General features: G+C 70.9%; 20 protein-coding genes. 10 read left to right on the plus strand and 10 right to left on the minus strand.

Going from position 1 to position 20,474, the window contains the following annotated elements:
- The 3 genes from PV682_RS29000 to PV682_RS29010 form a co-directional block, all read left to right on the plus strand.
- On the plus strand, positions 1-645 hold a 645-nt coding region (locus PV682_RS29000; protein ID WP_319734749.1), incomplete at its 5' end, for an RNA-guided endonuclease TnpB family protein.
- Positions 646-672: 27 nt separating this feature from the next.
- Positions 673-1,869, plus strand: coding sequence for a flavin-containing monooxygenase (locus PV682_RS29005; RefSeq protein ID WP_319734750.1), 1,197 nt, complete (start codon positions 673-675; stop codon positions 1,867-1,869).
- 187 nt (positions 1,870-2,056) lie between these two features.
- Complete coding sequence (locus PV682_RS29010; RefSeq protein ID WP_319734751.1) at positions 2,057-3,544, plus strand: flavin monoamine oxidase family protein; 1,488 nt, start codon at positions 2,057-2,059, stop codon at positions 3,542-3,544.
- Between the two features lies 1 nt (position 3,545).
- Here PV682_RS29010 and PV682_RS29015 read toward each other — a convergent pair whose 3' ends face one another.
- The 4 genes from PV682_RS29015 to PV682_RS29030 form a co-directional block, all read right to left on the minus strand.
- Positions 3,546-4,214, minus strand: a complete 669-nt coding sequence (locus PV682_RS29015) for a pyridoxine/pyridoxamine 5'-phosphate oxidase (protein ID WP_319734752.1) — start codon at positions 4,212-4,214, stop codon at positions 3,546-3,548.
- A gap of 22 nt (positions 4,215-4,236) precedes the next feature.
- Positions 4,237-5,238 (minus strand): expansin EXLX1 family cellulose-binding protein, encoded by a 1,002-nt coding sequence (locus tag PV682_RS29020; protein ID WP_319734753.1) that lies wholly within the window; start codon positions 5,236-5,238, stop codon positions 4,237-4,239.
- A 94-nt stretch (positions 5,239-5,332) separates the two neighbouring features.
- On the minus strand, positions 5,333-5,527 hold the full coding sequence (locus PV682_RS29025) for a hypothetical protein (RefSeq protein ID WP_319734754.1): 195 nt from the start codon (positions 5,525-5,527) through the stop codon (positions 5,333-5,335).
- A gap of 8 nt (positions 5,528-5,535) precedes the next feature.
- Positions 5,536-6,381: a helix-turn-helix domain-containing protein gene (locus PV682_RS29030; RefSeq protein WP_319734755.1), complete on the minus strand. Its 846-nt coding sequence runs from the start codon at positions 6,379-6,381 to the stop codon at positions 5,536-5,538.
- A 138-nt stretch (positions 6,382-6,519) separates the two neighbouring features.
- Here PV682_RS29030 and PV682_RS29035 point away from each other — a divergent pair, with 138 nt between their 5' ends.
- A complete protein-coding gene (locus PV682_RS29035; RefSeq protein WP_319734756.1) occupies positions 6,520-7,029 on the plus strand; it encodes an ATP-binding protein in 510 nt (169 codons plus the stop codon).
- Positions 7,030-7,035: 6 nt separating this feature from the next.
- On the opposite strand, the gene PV682_RS29040 is transcribed toward PV682_RS29035, so the two are convergent.
- Positions 7,036-8,196, minus strand: coding sequence for a thiolase C-terminal domain-containing protein (locus PV682_RS29040; protein WP_319734757.1), 1,161 nt, complete (start codon positions 8,194-8,196; stop codon positions 7,036-7,038).
- Positions 8,197-8,286: 90 nt separating this feature from the next.
- On the opposite strand from PV682_RS29040, the gene PV682_RS29045 reads away from it, so the two are divergent.
- Both PV682_RS29045 and PV682_RS29050 read left to right on the plus strand, forming a co-directional pair.
- A complete protein-coding gene (locus PV682_RS29045; protein ID WP_319734758.1) occupies positions 8,287-9,618 on the plus strand; it encodes an acyl-CoA dehydrogenase family protein in 1,332 nt (443 codons plus the stop codon).
- Complete coding sequence (locus PV682_RS29050) at positions 9,615-10,106, plus strand: nitroreductase family deazaflavin-dependent oxidoreductase (protein WP_319734759.1); 492 nt, start codon at positions 9,615-9,617, stop codon at positions 10,104-10,106. The genes PV682_RS29045 and PV682_RS29050 overlap by 4 nt, the downstream gene beginning before the upstream one ends.
- A 40-nt stretch (positions 10,107-10,146) precedes the next feature.
- Here the strand turns inward: PV682_RS29050 and PV682_RS29055 are convergent, their stop codons facing one another.
- On the minus strand, positions 10,147-10,782 hold the full coding sequence (locus PV682_RS29055; protein ID WP_109362023.1) for a TetR family transcriptional regulator: 636 nt from the start codon (positions 10,780-10,782) through the stop codon (positions 10,147-10,149).
- 133 nt (positions 10,783-10,915) lie between these two features.
- Here PV682_RS29055 and PV682_RS29060 point away from each other — a divergent pair, with 133 nt between their 5' ends.
- From PV682_RS29060 to PV682_RS29070, 3 genes are all read left to right on the plus strand, one after another.
- Entirely contained in the window at positions 10,916-11,719 is an 804-nt protein-coding gene (locus PV682_RS29060) for a VOC family protein (protein ID WP_319734760.1), read from the plus strand.
- Between the two features lie 211 nt (positions 11,720-11,930).
- Positions 11,931-14,381 carry a serine/threonine-protein kinase gene (locus PV682_RS29065; RefSeq protein ID WP_319734761.1) on the plus strand — a complete coding sequence of 817 codons (2,451 nt, stop codon included), beginning with the start codon at positions 11,931-11,933 and terminating at the stop codon, positions 14,379-14,381.
- Positions 14,382-14,440: 59 nt separating this feature from the next.
- Positions 14,441-14,980: a hypothetical protein gene (locus PV682_RS29070; protein WP_319734762.1), complete on the plus strand. Its 540-nt coding sequence runs from the start codon at positions 14,441-14,443 to the stop codon at positions 14,978-14,980.
- A gap of 44 nt (positions 14,981-15,024) precedes the next feature.
- Here PV682_RS29070 and PV682_RS29075 read toward each other — a convergent pair whose 3' ends face one another.
- From PV682_RS29075 to PV682_RS29090, 4 genes are all read right to left on the minus strand, one after another.
- Complete coding sequence (locus PV682_RS29075; protein ID WP_319734763.1) at positions 15,025-16,002, minus strand: alpha/beta fold hydrolase; 978 nt, start codon at positions 16,000-16,002, stop codon at positions 15,025-15,027.
- A 75-nt stretch (positions 16,003-16,077) separates the two neighbouring features.
- The gene (locus tag PV682_RS29080) at positions 16,078-16,848 is read right to left on the minus strand and encodes an enoyl-CoA hydratase/isomerase family protein (protein ID WP_319734764.1); all 771 of its coding nucleotides are present in this window, start codon (positions 16,846-16,848) and stop codon (positions 16,078-16,080) included.
- Positions 16,845-17,255 (minus strand): Zn-ribbon domain-containing OB-fold protein, encoded by a 411-nt coding sequence (locus PV682_RS29085; protein WP_319734765.1) that lies wholly within the window; start codon positions 17,253-17,255, stop codon positions 16,845-16,847. Before PV682_RS29085 ends, PV682_RS29080 begins: the two co-directional genes overlap by 4 nt.
- A gap of 73 nt (positions 17,256-17,328) precedes the next feature.
- Positions 17,329-18,477, minus strand: coding sequence for a lipid-transfer protein (locus PV682_RS29090; RefSeq protein ID WP_319734766.1), 1,149 nt, complete (start codon positions 18,475-18,477; stop codon positions 17,329-17,331).
- A gap of 124 nt (positions 18,478-18,601) precedes the next feature.
- On the opposite strand from PV682_RS29090, the gene PV682_RS29095 reads away from it, so the two are divergent.
- Positions 18,602-20,326 carry a fatty acid--CoA ligase family protein gene (locus PV682_RS29095; protein WP_319734846.1) on the plus strand — a complete coding sequence of 575 codons (1,725 nt, stop codon included), beginning with the start codon at positions 18,602-18,604 and terminating at the stop codon, positions 20,324-20,326.
- Positions 20,327-20,474: the final 148 nt, after the last annotated feature.

Consider the following 20,474-nt stretch of genomic DNA (forward strand, 5'->3'; position numbering starts at 1 on the left):
GACGGGACGAAGATCGCCAGTCCGCGTTTCCTGCGCCGGGCCGAGAAGAAACTCCGGCGCCTCCAGCGGGAGCTGTCCCGCAAGGCCAAGGGGTCGAAGAACCGGGCCAAGGCCCGTGTCAAGGTCGCACGCCAGCACGCCACGGTGGCGGACCGGCGCCGGGACTTCCACCACAAGGCATCCACACAGATCATCCGCGACAACCAAGCGGTGTATGTGGAGGACCTCGCGGTGTCCAGCCTGGCCCGTACCCGGCTCGCGAAGTCCGTGCACGACGCGGGATGGTCCGCGTTCACCGGAATGCTGGAGTACAAGGCGGCCCGGCACGGCCGTGCCTTCGTCAAGGTGGGCCGCGCTTTCCCGTCCTCGCAGGTCTGCTCGGCCTGCGGGTTCCGGGACGGCCCCAAGCCGCTGCACGTCCGGGAGTGGACGTGCGGCGCGTGCGGAACTGTGCACGACCGTGACCACAACGCGGGCCGCAACGTCCTCTTCGAAGGACGCCGTATCGTCGCCGCCGGGCGGGCGGAGACGCCAAACGCCTGTGGAGCGCCGGTAAGACGGGCACACGTGCCCGCACAGCGCGGTGAAGCAGGAAGCCACCGGAACGGCCGACAAACGGCCCAGGCCGGATTCCCTGGACTTTAGGCCAGGGAGCACGTCAAGCTCGCGACTATGGCACAATCCAGCGAATCAACAGCGCCGATACAGTCCCGGCACACCGCCCCCACCCCGGCCGACCGCCCGGTTTACATCATCGGAGGCGGCCCCGGCGGTCTCGCCGCGGCGTACGCGCTGAAGCAGAGGGGCATCCGCGCGGTCGTGCTGGAGAAGGCCGACCGGGTGGGCGATTCCTGGCGCCGCCATTACGACCGTCTGCATCTGCACACGACCCGGCGCCTCTCGGCCCTGCCGGGGCTGCCGATGCCGCGCAAGTTCGGCCGCTGGGTGGCCCGCGCGGACGTCGTCCGGTATCTGGAGAAGTACGTCGAGCACCACGAGCTGGACATCGTCACGGGCGTCGAGGTCTCCGGCGTCGAGCGCGCCCCCGACGACACCGGCTGGCTCCTGAGAGCTACGGGGGGACGCGAGCTGACCGGCTCTGCGGTGATCGTCGCGACGGGCTACAACCACACCCCGTACCTCCCTGGTTGGACGGGGCGAGAGTCGTACACCGGCCCGTTGACGCACGCCGTCGAGTACCGCAACGGCGCCCGCTACAAGGGCAAGGACGTCCTCGTCGTCGGCGTCGGCAACACGGGCGCCGAGATCGCCGTGGACCTGGTGGAGAACGGCGCGGCCCGGGTGCTGCTCGCGGTCAGGACGGTCCCGCACATCGTGCGCCGCTCGACGGCCGGCTGGGCGGCGCAGTACACCGGCATCCTCGTACGCCGGCTGCCGGCCGCCGTGGTCGACCGACTCGCCCGCCCGATGGCCAAGTTGAGCATCCCCGACCTCTCGCAGCACGGCCTCCCCCGGCCCGGCACCGGCCTCTACAGCCGTGCCAAGGCGGGCGCGATCCCCGTCCAGGACGTCGGCCTGATCAGCGCGATCCGCAAGGGCAAGGTCGAAGTCGTGGGCGCCGTCGAGGGGTTCGAGGAGGACGAGGTCCTGCTCGCCGGAGGGCAGCGGGTGCGGGTCGACGCCGTCATCGCCGCGACCGGGTACTCCCGCGCGCTGGAAGGGCTCGTCGGCCACCTCGACGTCCTGGACGAGGCCGGGCGGCCGGTGGTGAACGGCGCACGGACGCCGAAGAACGCGGCGGGGCTGTACTTCACCGGGTTCGTCACGCCGATCAGCGGCACGTTCCGCGAGGTGGGGATGGACGCGGAGCGCATCGCCCGCCGGATCGCCCGGGACCTACGGGCGTAGAGAACCTCAACTCATCGCAGTAGTGCGGGTGTTGTACATGTGTCGGATGTGACGGGTGGGCGGGGCCGCAGAACTGTCGCGCGGCGCCGCGAGTCGCCAGAATGCGCGCTGGAACGTGAACAATTCTCAGCTTTCCCGTTCCGGCAAGTTGCGCAGAGTTCTGCCGACCACCCCCCGGAGGCCGCACGTGGCAAGCCAAAGACCCTTCTCCCGCCGGAAGTTGATCGGAGGCGCGGGCGCCCTCACCCTCGCCGCGACGGCTGCCGGTACGGCCTCCGCGCAGGCGGCGACCGCCACCCGTGACGTCGACGTCGCGATCGTCGGCGCCGGGCTCGCCGGGCTGACGGCGGCCCGCGACCTCGTGGCGGCCGGGAAGTCCGTCGTCGTCCTGGAGGCCCGCGACCGGGTGGGCGGCCGGGTGCTCAACCTGAAGCTCGCGAACGGCGGAGTCACCGAAGGCGGCGGGGAGTTCATCGGCCCGACGCAGACCCGCATGAAGGCGCTCGCCGACTCCCTCGGCGTCGACACCTTCGCGACCTACAACACCGGCAACAACCTCCTCTACAAGGACGGCAAGAAGACCCCGTACGCCACCGACGGCGCCCTCGGCTCGGTCCCGCCCGTCGACCTCGCCGGACTCGCCAACGCGGCCATCGTGCAAGCCTCGTTGAACGACATGGCCAAGCAGGTCCCCGTCGACGCGCCCTGGTCCGCGCCCAAGGCCGACGAATGGGACCGCCAGACCTTCGAGACCTGGCTGCGCGCCAACGCGGTCGTCCCGTCCGCCAAGTTCCTGCTGGACGTGGCCTGTACGTCGATCTTCTCGGCCGAACCCCGGGAACTCTCCCTGCTCTTCGTCCTGTACTACATCGCCGGCGCGGGCGACGCGGACCACCCCGGCACCCTGGAGCGCCTCACCGAAACCGCCAAGGGCGCCCAGGAGTTGAGGTTCGTCGGCGGCTCCCAGCAGGTCCCGATCAAGCTCGCCGCGACCCTCGGCGACCGCGTCGTCCTGAACGCGCCGGTCCGCTCGATCGCCAAGTCCGGTTCCCGGTACGTCGTTTCGGCGGACGGCACGACGGTCACCGCGTCCCGCGTGATCGTCGCCGTACCCCCGCCGCTCGCCGCGCGCATCTCGTACGACCCCCTGATGCCCGCCGCCCGCGACCAGTTGACGCAGCGCCTGCCGATGGCCTCCGTCGCCAAGGCGATCGCGATCTACGACACGCCGTTCTGGCGCGCCGACGGTCTCAACGGCCAAGTCGTCAGCGACAGCGGCGTGATCAGCTCGACGTTCGACAACTCCCCGCCGGACGCGTCCTTCGGCGCCCTCATGGGCTTCATCGAGGCCGACAAGGCACGGCAGTTGGACGCGGCGAGCGAGGCCGAGGTGCGGGCGGCGGTCCTCAAGGACTTCACCACCTACTTCGGCGCCAAGGCCGCCACCCCGACCTCCTTCGCCCTGCACCGCTGGAACAACGAGCAGTACACGCGCGGCGGCCCCGTCTCCATCGCCGCACCCGGCGTACTCACCCAGTACGGGCGGTCGTTGAGGGCGCCGGTCGGCGGCATCCACTGGGCCGGGACGGAGACGTCCGTCTACTGGATGGGGTTCATGGACGGGGCCGTACGGTCGGGGGAGCGGGTCGCGCGGGAGGTTCTGGCAGCGCTCTGAATCAGGGCCACAGCAGTGCCTTCTCCCAACTCCCCTCGCTGCGGCGGTACTCCAGCCGTACGTGCCTGCGCCGCTCGTCGCCCTGGAAGAACTCCACCGCGTCAGGGGCGAGTTGGTACAGAGTCCAGGTCGGTGAGGGGGCCTCGGGGTTCCGCACCGCCCGTTCCCACGCCTCCTCCGAGGCCGCCGCCAACTCGTCGAGCGACGGCAGGACTTGGCTCTGCCGTCCGGTGAGCGCGGCGGCCAGCGCCCCCGTCGAGCGGGCGTGCAGATCCGCCTGGGACTCCGTGTCCGGGGCCGCCGTCACCCGGCCCCGGACACGGACCTGACGGCCGAGCGAGGGCCAGTAGAAGGCGAGGGCCGCGTACGGCCGTTCGGCGAGGTGGCGGCCCTTTCGGCTGGTGGAGTGGGTGGCGAACGACCAGCCGTGCCGCTCGTCGGCGCCGTGCAGCATCACGATCCGCACGTCCGGGGTGCCGTCCGCGTCCGTCGTCGCCAGCGACATGGTGTGCGGCTCGCGCTCACCCGCCGCCACGGCCTCGGCGAACCAGTCCGTGAACAGGGGCAGCGGCGTGGCGGGCGCGGTGTCCGGGTCGAACGCCGGGAGGCGGGTGGCCTCGGGCGCCCAGACCCGGAGGGTGCGCAGGAGGTGGGGCAAGTCGCTGGTCATGGGCCGATTATGAACGCGGCCCTCAGCGTTGCCGGAACTGCGCGCCGGTCGGCTGGACGACGTTCGCCCGCACGGGGAGGCCGTCCACGACGAGCTGCTCGCCGTAGATGTCGGTGATCCGGATCGACCCGCCGCAGCCGGCGCCCTGCTCGGAGAGGAAGTAGTTGTACTCGGCGCGGGGCAGCCGGGTCCAGGCACCTCCGGCGCGAACTTCCAGGCGGGCGACGGGATTTCGGTGCCCCAGCACCTGGATCCCGCACCAGTACTGCGAGGACCCGGTCTTGTACCGCACGGACACGTTCCCGTCGACCGCCGGGCTCACCAGGCTCCACGAGATCGGGATCCGGCCCTTGACCAGAGGCGCCAGCTTTGCGAACGCCTGCTGACTCAGGTCGAGTTGACCGGGCGCGCAGGGTGCCGGGCACTCGTTGGTGATCCGTACGGTGATGCTGGCGCCGCCCGCGCTGACCCGCACGTACGCGCCGCACGCCTTGGACGTCTCGTAGTCGGCGGTGTTCATCGCGGCCGTCATCGTGTCGCCGGTCGGCCCGAAGGTGCACGCGCCGTCGCCGTTGCCGACGTCGTACGACGTGGCGACGCCCCGGTACGTCCGGCCGGGCTCGATACGGCCGGCGAGCGGGGCGTCGCCACTGCCCGCGCTGCCGCTGCCGCTGCCGCTCTGGGGCTGGGAGCGGGCGGGCGGGGCGGAGGTGGGCTTGGGGGTGGGGGTCTTGGCGGAGGGTGAGGGGGAGGGGGAACCTGAAGTACGGGGGGTAGGGGATACGGAGGTACTGGGGGACGGGCTACCTGAGGGGGACGGGGAGGACCCGCCGGACCGCTCCTCGACGACGGCCCCCGCCCCGGCCCGCGCGGCCCTGTCATCCGCGTGGGACTCGCTGCCGGGCCGGAGGGCGACGACCAGCGAGACGATCAGGGCGACGCCCGCTACGGCGATGAGGGGTATGAGTACGCCGGGGCGGAGTCGGGGCCGGGGTCGGCCGCGGCGGTGTGAAGCGGAGGTCACGGGTGAGTCCTTAGGTAGGGGTCCTCTGACTCACCAGTGGCCACTGACGCCGGAAAGGTTGCCGTGTCGGGTGGTAGTTGTGGGAGGGGAGGGTTTAGAGGAGGTGGTCGGCTTTCCCTGCCTTGATTTCGAGGATGAGGGCGCGGAGGGCTTCGCGGGTGTCGGTGAGGGGGGTGTCTTCTTGTCCGGCGACGGCGATGTAGGCGTTGCCGGAGGCGTCGGTGCCGAGTCTGAAGCAGTTGTTGCCCTCGCCGCAGAAGGGGTCTTCCCAGGTGATATCGGTGCGCATGGTGTTCCTCAGAGTTCACGGGCGACGTTGCGGATGAGGTCGCGTGAGGCCTCCGGGGTCAAGGCCGCGGCGTCCATCCAGTCCAGATGCGCACGATACTTCGTGAGTTGCGCCTCGGCGTCTGTGAATTCCGGCCCATGCGCGGAGTCCAGTTGCACAGTGTCGAGTTGAGGGACCGGACCGCTCGCGTAGAGCATGGCGTGCCCGGCGCCGGGGAAGTCGCCGGCGGTCACCGGGATGATGCGTACGTCGATGGTGTCGCGCTCGGACTGCTCGGCCAGGTGCGTCAGTTGATCCCGGGTCGCTTTGCCGTACCGCATGCGCAGGGCCGCTTCATGGACGTACGCGGTGTAGGGGAGAGGGGTGGGGCGGTCGAACACCTTCTGGCGGGCCATGCGTTGGGCGACGCGCAGTTCGACTTCCAGGGGGCTGACAGGGGGCAGTACGGCCCTGAAGATGCCCCGTGCGTATTCCTCTGTCTGGAGAAGGCCGGGCAGGTGCATGAACTGGACCGTTCGAAGCTGTGCCGCGTGCCATTCCAACTCGGCGATGTCCAGGAGTCCGGCGGGGAGGGTGCCTCGGTACTTCTCCCACCAGCCGCGTTCCTTGTTCTCGGCCATGGCGAGCAGTGCGTTGACGTAACTCTCGTCCGGGCACTCGTAGTTGCAGGCGAGGGTGCGGATGCGGTCACCGGGGAAGGCGCGGATCCCGGACTCCATGTTGGACAGGCGGGTCCGGTCGAAGCCGAGCAGTCCGGCGGCGTACTCCGTTGTGACCCCAGCTGCGAGCCGCATCTTCCGCAACTCCGCGCCCAGACGCTTCTGCCGTTGTGTCGGCGTGCTCCTCGTGCCCATGCCTCATCGTACCTAGCTCGTACTCCGGAGGTGTAATTGTTCCTCGAACCGGTGGACAACGTGGAAAAGGGGTCCCTACAGTCGGTCATGGCTCAGTCACTGAGCCCCTCAATCCCCACGCGCCCCAAGGGAGTTGCCGTGACCCTCGACCTGCCCGGAGACGGAATCTGTCGGTCCCCCCGCCTCAACCCCACCCACCTCCCCTTCACCCCCTGCCTTCCCACCGGCCTCCGCTACAGCTTCACCCTCCCCGCCGACCTCCAGACCCCCGCCGTCGCCCGCAACATCACCCGCGCGGTCCTCGACATCCACTCCCTCCCCCTCCTCACCGACGCCGCCGTCCAGACCGTCAGCGAACTCACCACCTGCGCCTGCCGTTTCACCCCCGGCAAGGACATCTACCTCTCCCTCCGCTACCGCCAGGACGCCCTCTACGTCACCCTCTTCGACGACCACCCCCAGCACACCAACACCCGCCTCAAGTCCGCCTGCGAAACCCACCGCTGCACCGCCCTCGACCTCCTCGACCGCGTCATCAACACCTGCGCCGGCGACTGGGGCATCGGCCCCAGCAGCACCTTCACGGGCGGCACGAAGATGTGGGCGGTCCTTCCGAAGGAGGGGGCGGAGGGGTACCTGAAGAGCTGACCCAGCTCACCTCCCCAGCACCACCGTCCCCGACGAGCAGAACCACCCGCCCGTCCCCGACGCCACCCCCAGCCGAGGCAAGTCCCCGTCCCGGGTGCGGACTTGCCTTTCCCCTGCCTCGCCGCGCAGTTGCCGGACCGCTTCGACGAGCAGGAACAGCCCCCGCATCCCGGGGTGTTGGGCCGACAGCCCACCCCCGTCCGTGTTGACCGGCAACTCCCCGCCCTCGACCAGGAGCCGGCCCTTCTCCACGAACGCCCCGCCCTCGCCCTTCGCGCAGAAGCCGAGGTCTTCGAGGGTCACCAGTGTCATGTAGGTGAACGCGTCGTAGATCTCGGCGAAGTCCATCTCCCCGGGGCCAACTTCCGCCCGCTCGAAGGCGATCCGTCCGCTCACCGCAGCCGGGGACACCGTGAAGTCGGCCCATTCCGACATGCTCGCGTGCGAGACGTACTCTCCGCTCCCCAGCACCCACACGGGTGCCGAGCGGCAGTCCTGGACGTACTCCTCGGCCGCCAGCAGCACAGCCGCGCCCCCGTCCGAACGGATGCAGCAGTGCAGCTTCGTGAACGGGTCCGCGATCAACTCGCCGTCCAGGACGTCCGCTTCGGTGATCGGCGTGCGGAACATCGCCTCGGGGTTCAGCGCCGCGTTCGCGCGAGCCTGTACCGCCACCGACGCCAACTGCTCGACGGTCGTGCCGAATTCGATCATGTGGCGGCGCGCGGCCATCGCGTACTTCGCGATCAGCGTGTGCCCGTACGGGACTTCGAACTGGGCCGGGCCCCGGCTGCCGAAGGACAGGGTGCCGGTGCGGCGGCCCGCCCGGATGTCCGCCCGCGCCGTCGAACCGTACGCCAGCAGGACGACGTTGGCGTGACCGGCGGCGATCGCGTCGGCCGCGTGGGACGCCATGACCTCCCACGTCGAGCCGCCCACGGACGTGGAGTCGACCCACGTCGGGCGCAGGCCCAGGTAGTCGGCGACCTCGACCGGCGCGAGCGTGCCCAGGCCCGCCGAGGCGAAGCCGTCGATCAGGGTCCGGTCCAGGCCGGCGTCCGCCAGCGCGCGGCGGGCCGCCTGGGCGTGCAGGGCGTACGGGGTCGTGTCGTCGAGGCGACCGCAGTCGGAGAGGGCCGCGCCCACCACAGCTACCTTGCGCGTCATGAGATCTGACGGTACATCAGATCAGCTCTCTTCTATATGTGTCGGCGCTTTGATATGACGGATCGTCAGTTGCTGAGCCCTGGGGGACACATGGACGCCGGCCTCACCGCCGAACAGCGCGAGATCCAGCGCACCCTGCGCGAACTCCTCGGGAAGCGGTGCGGCTCCGCCGAGCTGAGAGCCGCGGTGGAGACGCCCGCCGGGTACGACCCCGCCCTGTGGGGCGCGCTCGCCGGGCAACTCGGGCTTCCCGGGCTCGCGTTGCCGGAGGCGTACGGCGGGGCGGGCTGCGGCTCGCTCGAACTCGCGCTCGCGGGCGAGGAGTTGGGGCGTGCCCTCACGCCGTCGCCGCTGCTCGCCACCTCCGTCCTCGCCGCACCGCTGATCACGGCTCTCGGCAGTGCCGGGCAGCGGGCCGCTCTGCTGCCCCGCATCGCCGCCGGGGACCTCACCGCCACGCTCGCCGCACCCGTCGAGGCCCTTGCCCTGACCTGCGCGAACGACGGCGACTGGGCCGGTGGGGGGCGCTCCGGTGGCGTACAGGCGCGCGGCGGTCACCACGGCTGGCGGCTCTACGGCGAGGTCGTGCGCGTCCTCGACGGGCACAGCGCCGGGGTGCTGGTCGTCGCCGCGCACTGCGGGGGGTTCGCCCGGTCGCGGGTGCGGCTGTTCGTCGTACGCGGTGATGCCGTCGGGGTGACTCGGGTGCGGCATACCGCACTTGACGCCACCCGGCCACTCGGGCGCGTCCAACTGAGGGACAGCCCCGCAGAGTTGTTGGGAAACAGCGACATCGACGTACTGCCCGCCCTCGCCTCGACCGGCGCCGCCTTCGCCGCCCACCTCGCCTGCGAAGCCGTCGGCGCCGCCGGGCGCGTACTGGAGATGACCGTCGAACACGTCAAGCAGCGCGAGCAGTTCGGGCGGGTGATCGGGTCGTTCCAGGCCGTTCAGCATCGGCTCGCGGATGTGTATGTGCAGGTGCAGGCCGCCCGTTCGGCCGCTTACTACGCCGCCTGGGCCGGTGGCGGACAGGCCGTCGGGGGGATCGCGCTCGCGCAGGCGCTGGACACGCTGCGGCTCGCCGCCGGTGAGGGGATCCAACTGCACGGCGGGATCGGGTTCACGTGGGAGCACGACGCGCAGCTGTACTTCAAACGGGCGGTGGGGGACGCGCTGTTGTTCGGGCCGCCGCACCGGCTCCGCGCGTACGCGGCCGACAGCGCCGGGGTGTTCGGGCACGGTGACGGGCCGGGCGGCGAGTGGAACCCTCGGGGGAGTTCCCGGCGGCACGCCTCGCGTCCCGAACCGCGCCCCGACGACTCGCCGCACGCCTCGGGTCCCGAACCGCGCCCCGACGACTCGCCGCACGCCCCGCACCCCGACCACCGCGACGCCCGGCAACAGGAGGTCACCGCGTGATCACCATCGGCGTCCGGCTCGTCCAACGCGTCTCCTCCACACGGGGGTTCAGCAAAGTCGCTCCGCGCGTCATCCCCGCGCTCGACCGCGCCGTACACCGCCTCAGCCGCGGCAAGGTGCTGCTGAGCGCGCAGCTGCTGCCCGGGGTGATCCTCACCTCGACCGGTGCCCGCAGCGGACTCCAACGGCGGACGCCGCTCGCCTGTATGCCTGAGGGCGACGGGAGTTGGCTGCTCATCGGCTCCAACTTCGGCCGCCCGGGGCATCCTTCGTGGACCGCGAACCTCATCGCCCACCCGGAGGCGCGGATCAGCTGGAAGGGGCGTGAAATCCCGGTCACGGCACGGCTGTTGACCGGGGAGGAGAGGGCCTCGGCGTGGCAGGCCGCGCTCGCCTTCTGGCCGCCGTACGCGACGTACCAGGCCCGGATCGAGCGCGAGATCAGACTGTTCCGTCTCATGGCAACGGGCGATGGCCCACCCAGGTGAACCACCGCCCGCTGAGACAGGACGAGTCAGGTCTGCACGCCTACTTCGTCGGCTTCTTGCCGGTGATGCCGAGGTGCACCAACAGCGCCAGGTTCGGCTTGAGTTCGGCCTGCTTCACGCCCCAGGTGGTGAACCCCTTCTGGTGCGAGGCGACGGCGGCGAGCATGGCGACGAGCGAACCGGCCACGGCAGCCGGGTTCACGTCCTTGTCGACCTTGCCCTTGGCCTGGAGCTCGGCGACCGCGTCCGCGAGGGAGTTGTTCACCGAGTTGAGGATCTTCATCCGGAGCTTGTAGAACCGCTTGTCGCCCTCGGCCGCGCCGAGGTCCACGACCCGCAGGATCGCCTCGTTCTTCCGCCAGAACTCCAGGAATCCGGCCACGAGTTCCTGCGCGGTCTGCCAGCCGGCCTTGCCGACCCACGAGCGGCCTTCGAGGAGTTCGGTCAACCCCGCGCCCTCGGCGGCCATTTGCTCCGCGATCTCCAGGACGGCGCCTTCGACGTCCGGGAAGTACTGGTAGAAGGTCGCGGGCGAAGTGCCCGCCTTCCGGGCGACATCGATGACCTTGACGTCCCGGTAAGGAGAGGAGCTGAGCATCTCGCTGAGGCAGTCCAGCAGCTTCTGCCGCGTGGCCTGCCCACGCCGACCGGCTACGCGGCCGTCGACGGTACGCACTTGTCCTGTCATGCCGTCAGCTTACCGAGGGGTGATCGGAGCGCGATTCGGCCGATCCAAATGGGGTGCATTCCACTCCCCGGGGCGCATCCGCTGGTCTGCGCGGTGCGGGTCCCGCCGTTACTTTGGGCGCATGGCCGAAAACAGGGCATCGGGGTACGGAGAGGGCGCCGCCGCGGGCGCGGGCGCCTATGGAGAGGGCGTCCCCTGCTGGGTCGACGCCCAGCTTCCCGACCTCGACGCGGGAAAGCGTTTCTACGGTGAGCTCTTCGGGTGGACCTTCGACGCGCCCGACGACCCCGGAATGGACCACGGCGGCTCGCTGTGGGCCAGAAAAGACGGGAAACCGGTTGCTGCCCTGGCTCCCAAGGGTGACGGTCGTATGCCGACCGTCTGGACGGTGTATTTCGCGACCCCCGACATCCGCCGTACCGCCGGACGCATCATCGCCGTCGGCGGCCAGGTCGTCATGGCCCCCTTCCCGGTCGGCCGACTGGGTACCGCGGCCCTGGTCACCGACCCCGAGGGCGCCGTCTTCGGGCTCTGGCAGGGGGAGCGCCACCCTGGTTTCGGGGTACGTCATACCCCTAGTACTTTCGTCTGGGCCGAGCTGTACGCCCGCGACATCGACGCCGTGAACTCGTTCTACGGCGGTCTCTTCCACGAGGCCCTCTTCGGCGAGGGTGCCCGGCCCGACTTCGGCCGGGCCCCCGTCTCCGACGTCTTCCCCGCCGAGATGCCCCCGCACTTCGTCGTCCACTTCGGCGTCGAGGACTGCGCCGTCGCCGTACGGACCGTCGTACGCCTCGGCGGGCGGGTCCAGGCCGGACCGTTCCCGACGTCCTACGGGATCGCCGCCGTCGTATCGGACAATCAAGGGGCGTCGTTCGCGTTGTTGCAGCGGGAGAACCGCCGTTTCGGCGTCGAACCGGCGTGAATCGGCATCGGTTCGAAGGCGATCCGGCGTTGATTTGGAAGAAATGTTCCGGTAGATGAAGTAGCGCCCTATTTTTCACCGGGTTCGCAACCAGCCGCCCGGCCAGGAACAATCGGGGGTGCGTGCCGCCATGGCGGTGCGGTGGTGAGACGCTGCACGGGGTCGCGTGAAGACGTGGCTTGCGCGGCCCGTACGGGGAGGTGGCAGGCAAGTGGTGGATCAGCTGACGCAGCACGATCCGCGGCGGATCGGGCCGTTCGAGGTGCTGGGACGGCTGGGAGCCGGCGGCATGGGGCTGGTCTATCTGGCGCGCTCCGCGTCGGGCCGGCGCGTGGCGATCAAGACGGTGCGTACGGAACTCGCCGAGGACCAGCTCTTCCGCGTGCGGTTCACGCGCGAGGTCGAGGCGGCGCGTGCTGTAAGCGGTTTCTACACGGCGGCCGTCGTGGACGCCGATCCGCGCGCGGCCGTGCCGTGGCTGGCGACCGCGTACGTCCCGGCGCCCTCCCTCGAAGAGATAGTGAACGACTGCGGGCCGCTGCCCGCCCAGGCGGTGCGGTGGCTGGCGGCGGGCGTCGCTGAAGCGCTCCAGTCCATCCACGGCGCGGGTCTCGTGCACCGCGACCTCAAGCCGTCGAACGTCCTCGTCGTCGAGGACGGCCCCCGGGTGATCGACTTCGGGATCGCCTCCGGGGTCTCCAACACCCGCCTGACCATGACGAACGTCGCGGTCGGCACCCCCGCGTACATGTCGCCCGAGCAGGCGAAGGACTCGCGCAGCGTGACCGGCGCGAGCGACGTCTTCTCGCTCGGGTCGATGCTCGTCTTCGCGGCCACCGGGCATCCGCCGTTCCACGGCGCGAATCCGGTAGAAACCGTTTTCATGCTGTTGCGGGAAGGGCCCGACCTGGAGGGACTGCCGGACGAACTGCGGCCGCTCATCGAGTCGTGCATGCAGATGGAGGCCACCGCCCGGCCCAACCCGGCCGACCTCCAGGCGCAGCTCGCGCCGCACCTCTTCGGCTCCGGGTCCGACGACAGCGGTACGGCCTCGGCGTGGCTGCCGGAGAAGGCCGTCACCATGATCGAGACCCGCCGGGGCGGGCGTCCGCCGAAACCTGCGGGGGCCTCCGGGCGGAGCGGGGGCGGGGTGAACCTGGGAGGTAGGCCCGTACTACCGCCGCCTCCGCCCGCGCACGACCCGGTCGTACCGGGTGGGGGCGTAGTACCCGTAGCACCCGTAGTACCTCCGAGGCCCGCCGGGCCCGCGCCGTTCCCCGCGCCGATGGGGGCGCCCGACGCCAGCCCGGTACGGCTCGCGGGCGCGCCGGTCCCGATCGGTCCCGGGCCGCGGATCTCCGACATCCGGGCTACCTCGGCGGTACGGGCCCCCGTACCCGACCCAGGTCTGACCGGGTCATGGACGCGGGTGCGGCCCGGTGCCAACGGCGCCGACCCTGTCGTACCCGTAGTACCCGGGGGTGGGGCGACCGGTGTGCCCGCCCTGCCGAGTACGCCCCCGGAGGCGCCGCCCGGCTGGCGGCCGTGGCGCTTCCGGATGTCGAACGACGTCTGGGGGACGCCCTCGGTCGACGGCGACCTCGTCTACGTCACCTCCTTCGAGGTGCACGCGCTGGACGTCGCGACCGGGCGGCGCCGGTTCAAGACGCGGGACGTCGCCTGGTCGATGGCGGTCGCCGACGGCCGTGTCCACGCCTCCGACGGGCCCACCCTCTTCGCGCTGGACGCCCGCGAGGGCGGCGACCTGTGGCGGCTGCCCACCGACGCCTGGGTGTACTCCCTCAAGGCCGAGCGCGGCACGATCGTCACCGGTACGCGCGGCGGCGGCGCGCAGGGCTGGGAGGCGTCCAACGGGCAGAAGCTGTGGGAGATCGGCGGCTGCCAGACCGACTTCGAGTCCCCCGAGGCGGGGCCCGTGCTGCACGAGGGCACGGTGTACGTCTGGCAGGACGCGAGGCTGCGCGCGCTGGAGGCCCGTACGGGTGAGGAGCGCTGGTCCTACCCCATCGGTGACGCCGCCTCCTGCGGGGGCGTACCCGTACGCGTAACTCCCTCGGGGGACGGCAACGTGTACGTCTCCGCGGGTACGCGGGTGCTGTCGGTCGACATCGCCACCGGGATGGTCCGCTGGCACTTCGAGGCGCCGGCCGCGTTCCTGTCGCCGCCCACGTTCGTGCCGGGGCCCGCCGTCGCGGGGGGCGGGGTCTACCTCGCGGACTACCTGGGTACGGTCTACGCCCTCGACGCCGCCGACGGGCGCGACCGGTGGCGCATCGCCACCGAGGCCAGGTCCTCCATCGACCCCGTGCTCGTCGCCGCTGGGCATGTCCATGTGGGCAGCGGGAAGGGGCTCTACACGCTCGACGCGGTCACCGGGACGCCCAAGTGGCGGTTCCAGGCCGGTGGGGACATCGTGGGGGCGCCCGCCGTCGCCGAGGGGCGGATCCACTTCGGGTCCACCGACTGCCTGCTGTACACGCTCAAGGCCGACGACGGGCGGTTGCGGTGGAAGCTGGCGACCGGGGGTGAGATCACTGGCTCTCCGGTGGTACGGGACGGGGTCGTGTACGCGTGCAGCAAGGACCGGTGCGTGTACGCGCTGGACGCGGAGAAGGGGACGGGGACGGCCCGTCCGGCGTGAGGACCATGTCGCCGAGGGGCGGTGACATGGCCGTGACAGGCGTTGCCTAGGGTGGGTCCATGCGACCACGGGGGTACATCTTCAGGCTTACGGCTGTCTCGGCGCTGGTCGTGTTCGCGCTCACGGGGTTCTCCAGTGGGCGCGGGCACGGTAGCCACGGCGGGGGCGGTGGGGGAGGCGGGTGCAGCAGTTCCCGGCAGGATCACGACAGTTCGTCGTCGACGTCGGGGGGCTCGTCGGGCGGGTCGCACTACCGGGACTACGACGACGACTCCAGCTCCTCCAGCGGGGGTTCGTCCGGCTCGTCCACGCACACGCCGGTCACCGTCGTCCAGGACGCCCGCGTCAGCCTCGTCTCGTGCGCGACGCGCAAGGCGCCGTACACGACCGTGAAGGTCACCAACCCCAACAAGTCGCTGGACACCTTCGAGATCACGGTCAGGTTCCTGGACGCGCGGGGCGCGGTGCTCGCCGCGCCCGTGACGAAGGAGCTCGTCGGCGGGAAGAAGACGGAAGAGATCCGGATTCCCGTCGGGGACGACGGCCTCGCCGCGCGGGTGGACCGCTGCGAGGTCGAGCCCGCCGCCCCGACCGCCTGAACTCTCCCTGCTCCCAACGGATTCAGGCCCGGCTCCTGATGGGCCTACGCCCGCTCGTCCCGGAGTCCGGTCAGGAACTCCACCAGCAGCTCGTTCACCTCGGCCGGCCGCTCCTGCTGGGTCCAGTGGCCGCAGCCCGGCAGCACGACCGGCGGGCGGCGCAGGCCCGGGACCAACTCCGGGAGACGGGCGACGAGTTCGGGGGTGCCCGGGAAGTAGGCGACGGGGTCGCGGTCGCCGTACACGAAGAGCGCGGGCGTGGTGATGGACGCGCCCGCGAAGGGGGCCGTCAGCTCCCAGTTGCGGTCCAGGTTGCGGTACCAGTTGAGGCCGCCGGTGAAGCCCTTGACGTAGCCCTCGGCCAGCTCGTCGAGGTCCGACTCCGTGAACCAGTCCGGGAGTTGCCCCGGGGCGGGCAGCTGGTCCAGCCAGGGGGTGCCGGGCTCGATCAGGGCCTGGTGGATGCCGGGCTCGCCCGGGGCGTCGCCGGAGAGCGCGTACACGAAACGCCGTAGCGCGGCCTTCGGGTCCCGGCCGAACTCCTCGTCGGCGACGCCGACTTGGTTGAAGTACGTCCAGTAGAAGCGGCCGTCGTACGCCGCCTTCACCACCTCCAGCGGCGGGTTGGCGCCGCGCGGCGCCGGAGCCACGCTGAGCCCCGCGACCCCGCGCACCACGTCCGGCCGCAGCAGCGCCGTGTGCCAGGCGACCGGCGCACCCCAGTCGTGGCCGACGACGAACGCGGTCTCCTCGCCGAGCGCGTGGATCAGGCCGACGACGTCGCCGACGAGGTGCAGGATGCTGTACGCGGCCACGTCGTCCGGGCGGTCCGAGGCGCCGTAGCCGCGCTGGTCCGGGGCGACGACGCGGAAACCGGCCGCGACGAGCGGGGCGAACTGGTGGCGCCAGGAGTGCCAGGACTCGGGAAAGCCGTGCAGCAGGACCACCAGCGGGCCTTCGGCGCCGGCCTCGGCGATGTGCAGGGTGATGCCGTTCACTTCTATGGTGCGGTGCTGGATCATGCGGCTATTTTATGAGGGCGTTCCGCACGGGAATACGGCACTCTTCGGTTTCCGGATCAAATTCCGGGTAATTGCTCAGCGGGTTCGGAAATTCCGTGTTCTTTCTGTGAAAAGTTGTGCCTGGCGGTCGTCCGGCAGATTTCCCAGCGAAATCAGATGCGGGGCCTGCGCGAATCCCTGTGCCTGGGCCGCCTCCCGCGCCGACCACAGCGCGCGGACCGTCCCCTGCACCCCCTCGGCCGGATATCCGGCGATGACCTGCGCGCACTCGACCGCGACCGCCAACGACCCACCTCTCTCGGTGAGTTCGGAGACCAGACCGACCTCGTACGCGCGCCTGGCGGAGATCCGTTCCGCCGTCCCCATCAGCATCATCCGCGCCACCTCCCCGTACGGCATGCGCTGCGCCATCAACACCGACTCGTACGCGCTGACCATTCCGTACGTCGTGTGCGGATCGAAGAACTCGGCGCCTTCCCCCGCCACGACGAACTCGCTCTCGCCCAGCAGATAGAAAGCGCCGCCGCACGCCATTCCCTCGACGGCGGCGATCACCGGTTTCCACAGGTCGTTCGACTTGGGGCCGATGCGCAGGAGCGGATCGTCCTGCATATAGGGGGAGTTGGGCTGCGGGACGACGGCGTCGCGGTCGAGGCCGGTGGAGAAGGCGCGGGTGCCGGAGCCGGTGAGGACGATCGCCCGGACGGCGTCGTCGAACCGCAACCGGCGCCAGATCTCGGCGAGTTGGCGGGCCGTCGGGACGTCGATCGCGTTGAGCCTCTCCGGGCGGTCGAGCGTGACGACCGCGACGCCGGTCTCCTTGTCGGTGTCGAGGCGGGGCGTCATATCAGCACCCACTGCGGGAGTCCGCCGTCCGGGAACACGACCTGGACGCGGGCGCCGATCCGAATCCGGTCCGGATCAAGGGAGTTGAGGGGGGCGCCCGGGTGGGTGACGACGTTGCCGACGAGGCGGATGCGGGGGGCGTCGTCGAGTTCGATCAGGGCGACGTTGTAGGGGGCCTGGGCGGCGTAGTCGGGGAGGAGGGGCGGGTGGGGGATCACGTACGACCAGATGCGGCCCCGACCCGAGGTGAGCCGCCAAACCGACTCGAACGACTGGCAGTTCGGGCAGCAGGGGCGGGGCGGGAAGCGGGGCTCGGCGCACCGGGCGCAGACCTGGACGCGGAGTTCGCTTCGGGCCGCGTACTCCCAGAACGGGGCGCCGTCGGTGTCGTGCAGCGGGGTCAGCATGGTCGGGCTCCTCAAGTCCTGGGCGGGTGGGCGTGGTTGGTGCTCGCGCGCTCTCACGCCCTCGGTCGGCTCGTCATGTCCTCAGCAGCAGCGCGGAGGTGGGAACCCCCTCGCCCGCCGTGACCAGGCAGGTCGAGGCGCCGGGGACCTGCGCGGTGCTGGTGCCCCTGAGCTGTTTCACGCCCTCGTTGATGAGGTTGAAGCCGTGCACGTACGCCTCCGAGAGGCCGCCGCCGCCCGTGTTGACCGGGAGCCGCCCGCCGAGTTCCAGCGCGCCGCCCTCGGTGAACGCGCCGCCCTCGCCGCGCCCGCAGAATCCGTAGCCCTCCAGGGAGAGGGGGACGAGCGGAGTGAACGCGTCGTAGATCTGGGCGACTTGGACGTCCGCCGGGGTGAAGTCGGCGTGTTTCCACAGGTGTCGGGCCGTCGCCCAGGAGGGGCCGGTGAGTGGGTCGTCGTTCCAGTAGTTGACCATGCCGTGGTGCTGGGCGGGCAGGCCCTGCGCGGCTGAGTGGATGTAGACCGGGGTGCGGTGGCAGTCGCGGGCACGTTCCGCCGAGACGACGACACAGGCCAACGCCCCGTCTGTCTCAAGGCAGTTGTCGAACAGGCAGAGGGGCTCGCTGATCCAGCGCGAGGTCATGTACATCTCGCGGGTCAGCGGGCGGTCGTACATGATCGCGGCCGGGTTCTGGTTCGCGCGGTTGCGGCAGGCCAGGGCGACGTTGAAGAGGTGGTCGCGGGTCGTGCCGTACTCGTGCATGTGGCGGCGGGCCAGCATCGCGATCTCGTCGGCGGGGCGGAGCAGGCCGAAGGGGCGCGTCCACTGGGCAGGGGTGGGGAGTTGGACCGTCGTGTTCGTCCAGGGGCGGGGGCCGCTGCCGCGTTTGCGGGAGCGCCAGGCGACGCCGACGCTCGCCTGTCCGGCGGCTATCGCGGTGGCCAGGTGGGCGACGGTCGCGCACGAACCCCCGCCGCCGTAGGGGGACTTGGCGAAGAAGGTGAGGTCGCCGAAGCCGACCGCCTTCGCGAGTTCGACCTCGTCCGTCTCCTCCATCGTGTACGAGGCGACCGCGTCGACCTCGGCGGGGGTGATCCCCGCGTCGGCCAGGGCGGCGAGGACGGCCCGGCAGGCGAGGGTTCTCTCGTCCTCCGGGAGGTGTTTGGCGAACGGTGTCTGTCCTATGCCGACGATGGCTGTCGCGTCCTTGAGTCCGGCCATGTCCCCCTCCGATCAGACCTACTGACAGTGCGTCAGGTTATCGCTAATCTGACGGGTCGTCAGCTACCGTCTTCCGACTCATCGGGGGCCGTTCATGGAGTGGCAGGGCGTGGAGGGGCAGGGCATGGAAGGGCGGGGCGTTGCGGGGCGGGGCGTTGCGGGGCGGGGCGCGAAGTGGGGCAGCGTTCCCGAGCTGGTGCGCTGGGCGGCCGGGACGTACGGGGAGACCGAGGCGGTGGTGGACGGGCGGGCGCGGGTCACCTACCGGGAGTTGGGGGCCCGGGTGGAGCGTGCGGCGGCTGCGTGCGGCGCGGCCGGGGTGCGGGCGGGGGACCGGGTGGGGATCTGGGCGCCGAACTCGCTGGAGTGGATCGTCGCGGCGCTCGGGGCGGTGTCGGCGGGCGGGGTGCTGGTGCCGTTGAACACCCGGTTCAAGGGGGGTGAGGCGGCGGACGTGCTGCGCAGGAGCGGGGCGCGGCTGCTGTTCGTGACGGGGACGTTCCTGGGGACGTCGTACGTGGCGTCGCTGCGGAGGGCCGCGGGGGACGGGGCGGGGGAGGGGCCGTTGCCCGGGTTGCCGGAGCTGGCCGAGGCCGTAGTACTGGCGGAGGACGCGCCGGCGGGGTTCCGGACGTGGAAGGAGTTCCTGGCCGGCGGGGACGAGGTGGGGGCAAGGGCCGCCGTAGGTATTACGGCGGCCGGGGGTATCACGGGAAGCCGTGCGGGCGCCGCGAGTACTACGGGTACTACGGGTACTACGGGTACTACGGGTACTACGGGTACTGCGGGTATTACGGGGTCCTCGCCCTCCGACATCATCTACACCTCGGGTACTACGGGTAGCCCCAAGGGCGCCGTCATCACGCACGAGCAGACCCTGCGCGGCTACGACACCTGGAGCGAGCTCGCGGGGCTGCGCGAGGGGGACCGGTATCTCATCGTGAACCCCTTCTTCCACACGTTCGGCTACAAGGCCGGGGTGATCGCCTGCCTGACGCGGGGCGCGACGATGATCCCGCAGCCGGTGTTCGACGTGACGACCGCGCTGGCGAACATCGCGGCGGAGCGCGTCACCGTCCTGCCCGGCCCGCCCACGCTCCACCAGTCGCTCCTGGACCACCCCGCGCGGGAGTCGTACGACCTGTCCTCGCTGCGGCTGGTGGTGACGGGCGCGGCCGTCGTCCCCCTCCGGCTCGTCGAGCGGCTGCGGGACGAGCTGGGCGTGGCGACCGTGCTGACCGCGTACGGGCTGTCCGAGGCGAGCGGCATCGTCACGATGTGCCGCAGGGGCGACGAGCCCGAGGTGATCGCGACGACGTCGGGGCGGGCGATCCCCGGGACCGAGGTCCGGGTGGTGGACGCGGCGGGGCGGGCGCTGCCGCCCGGGGAGCCGGGGGAGGTGCTGGTACGGGGGTTCAACGTCATGCTCGGGTACTACGGGGACGACAAGGCGACCCGGGAGGCGCTCACGCCGGACGGCTGGCTGCGCACCGGAGACGTGGGGGTACTGGACGGGGCCGGGAATCTGCGGATCACCGACCGGATCAAGGACATGTTCATCGTCGGCGGCTTCAACGCCTATCCGGCCGAGATAGAGCAACTCCTGGGACTGCATCCGGCCGTCGCGGACGTCGCCGTCGTCGGCATACCGGACGCCCGGCTCGGAGAGGTCGGCAAGGCGTACGTCGTCCGGCGGACCGGCTCCGTGACGACCGGGGACGACCTGATCGCCTGGGCGCGGCGGGAGATGGCGAACTACAAGGTGCCCCGAGTCGTGGAATTCGTGGGCGAGTTGCCCCGGAATGCGAGCGGGAAAGTGGTTAAGGGGCAGCTGCGGAACGGGCGTTGAGATAGCCGAAAACGATCGCCCCGGGTTGCGCCACACCCTCCGTGGAAGTGGAGAGTGGGTGAGGGACCTGTGTACTCCCGTGCGCCGTCGTGTACTCGGTGTTTCCCGTTGCTGACGGGTCCCGTGCCAGCAAGGCAAACTGGGCAGG

The sequence above is a fragment of the Streptomyces niveiscabiei genome (genome assembly GCF_033794345.1).
Taxonomy (GTDB): Bacteria; Actinomycetota; Actinomycetes; order Streptomycetales; family Streptomycetaceae; genus Streptomyces; species Streptomyces niveiscabiei.

Coding starts and splice junctions, on each gene's coding strand:
- PV682_RS29015 (WP_319734752.1), bottom strand. CDS start 4,214: ATGACCAGCGACTTGCCCCACCTCCTGCGCACCCTCCGGGTCTGGGCG.
- PV682_RS29095 (WP_319734846.1), top strand. CDS start 18,602: ATGGAAGGGCGGGGCGTTGCGGGGCGGGGCGTTGCGGGGCGGGGCGCG.
- PV682_RS29005 (WP_319734750.1), top strand. CDS start 673: ATGGCACAATCCAGCGAATCAACAGCGCCGATACAGTCCCGGCACACC.
- PV682_RS29060 (WP_319734760.1), top strand. CDS start 10,916: ATGGCCGAAAACAGGGCATCGGGGTACGGAGAGGGCGCCGCCGCGGGC.
- PV682_RS29085 (WP_319734765.1), bottom strand. CDS start 17,255: ATGCTGACCCCGCTGCACGACACCGACGGCGCCCCGTTCTGGGAGTAC.
- PV682_RS29080 (WP_319734764.1), bottom strand. CDS start 16,848: ATGACGCCCCGCCTCGACACCGACAAGGAGACCGGCGTCGCGGTCGTC.
- PV682_RS29030 (WP_319734755.1), bottom strand. CDS start 6,381: ATGGGCACGAGGAGCACGCCGACACAACGGCAGAAGCGTCTGGGCGCG.
- PV682_RS29025 (WP_319734754.1), bottom strand. CDS start 5,527: ATGCGCACCGATATCACCTGGGAAGACCCCTTCTGCGGCGAGGGCAAC.
- PV682_RS29040 (WP_319734757.1), bottom strand. CDS start 8,196: ATGACGCGCAAGGTAGCTGTGGTGGGCGCGGCCCTCTCCGACTGCGGT.
- PV682_RS29045 (WP_319734758.1), top strand. CDS start 8,287: ATGGACGCCGGCCTCACCGCCGAACAGCGCGAGATCCAGCGCACCCTG.
- PV682_RS29070 (WP_319734762.1), top strand. CDS start 14,441: ATGCGACCACGGGGGTACATCTTCAGGCTTACGGCTGTCTCGGCGCTG.
- PV682_RS29090 (WP_319734766.1), bottom strand. CDS start 18,477: ATGGCCGGACTCAAGGACGCGACAGCCATCGTCGGCATAGGACAGACA.
- PV682_RS29075 (WP_319734763.1), bottom strand. CDS start 16,002: ATGATCCAGCACCGCACCATAGAAGTGAACGGCATCACCCTGCACATC.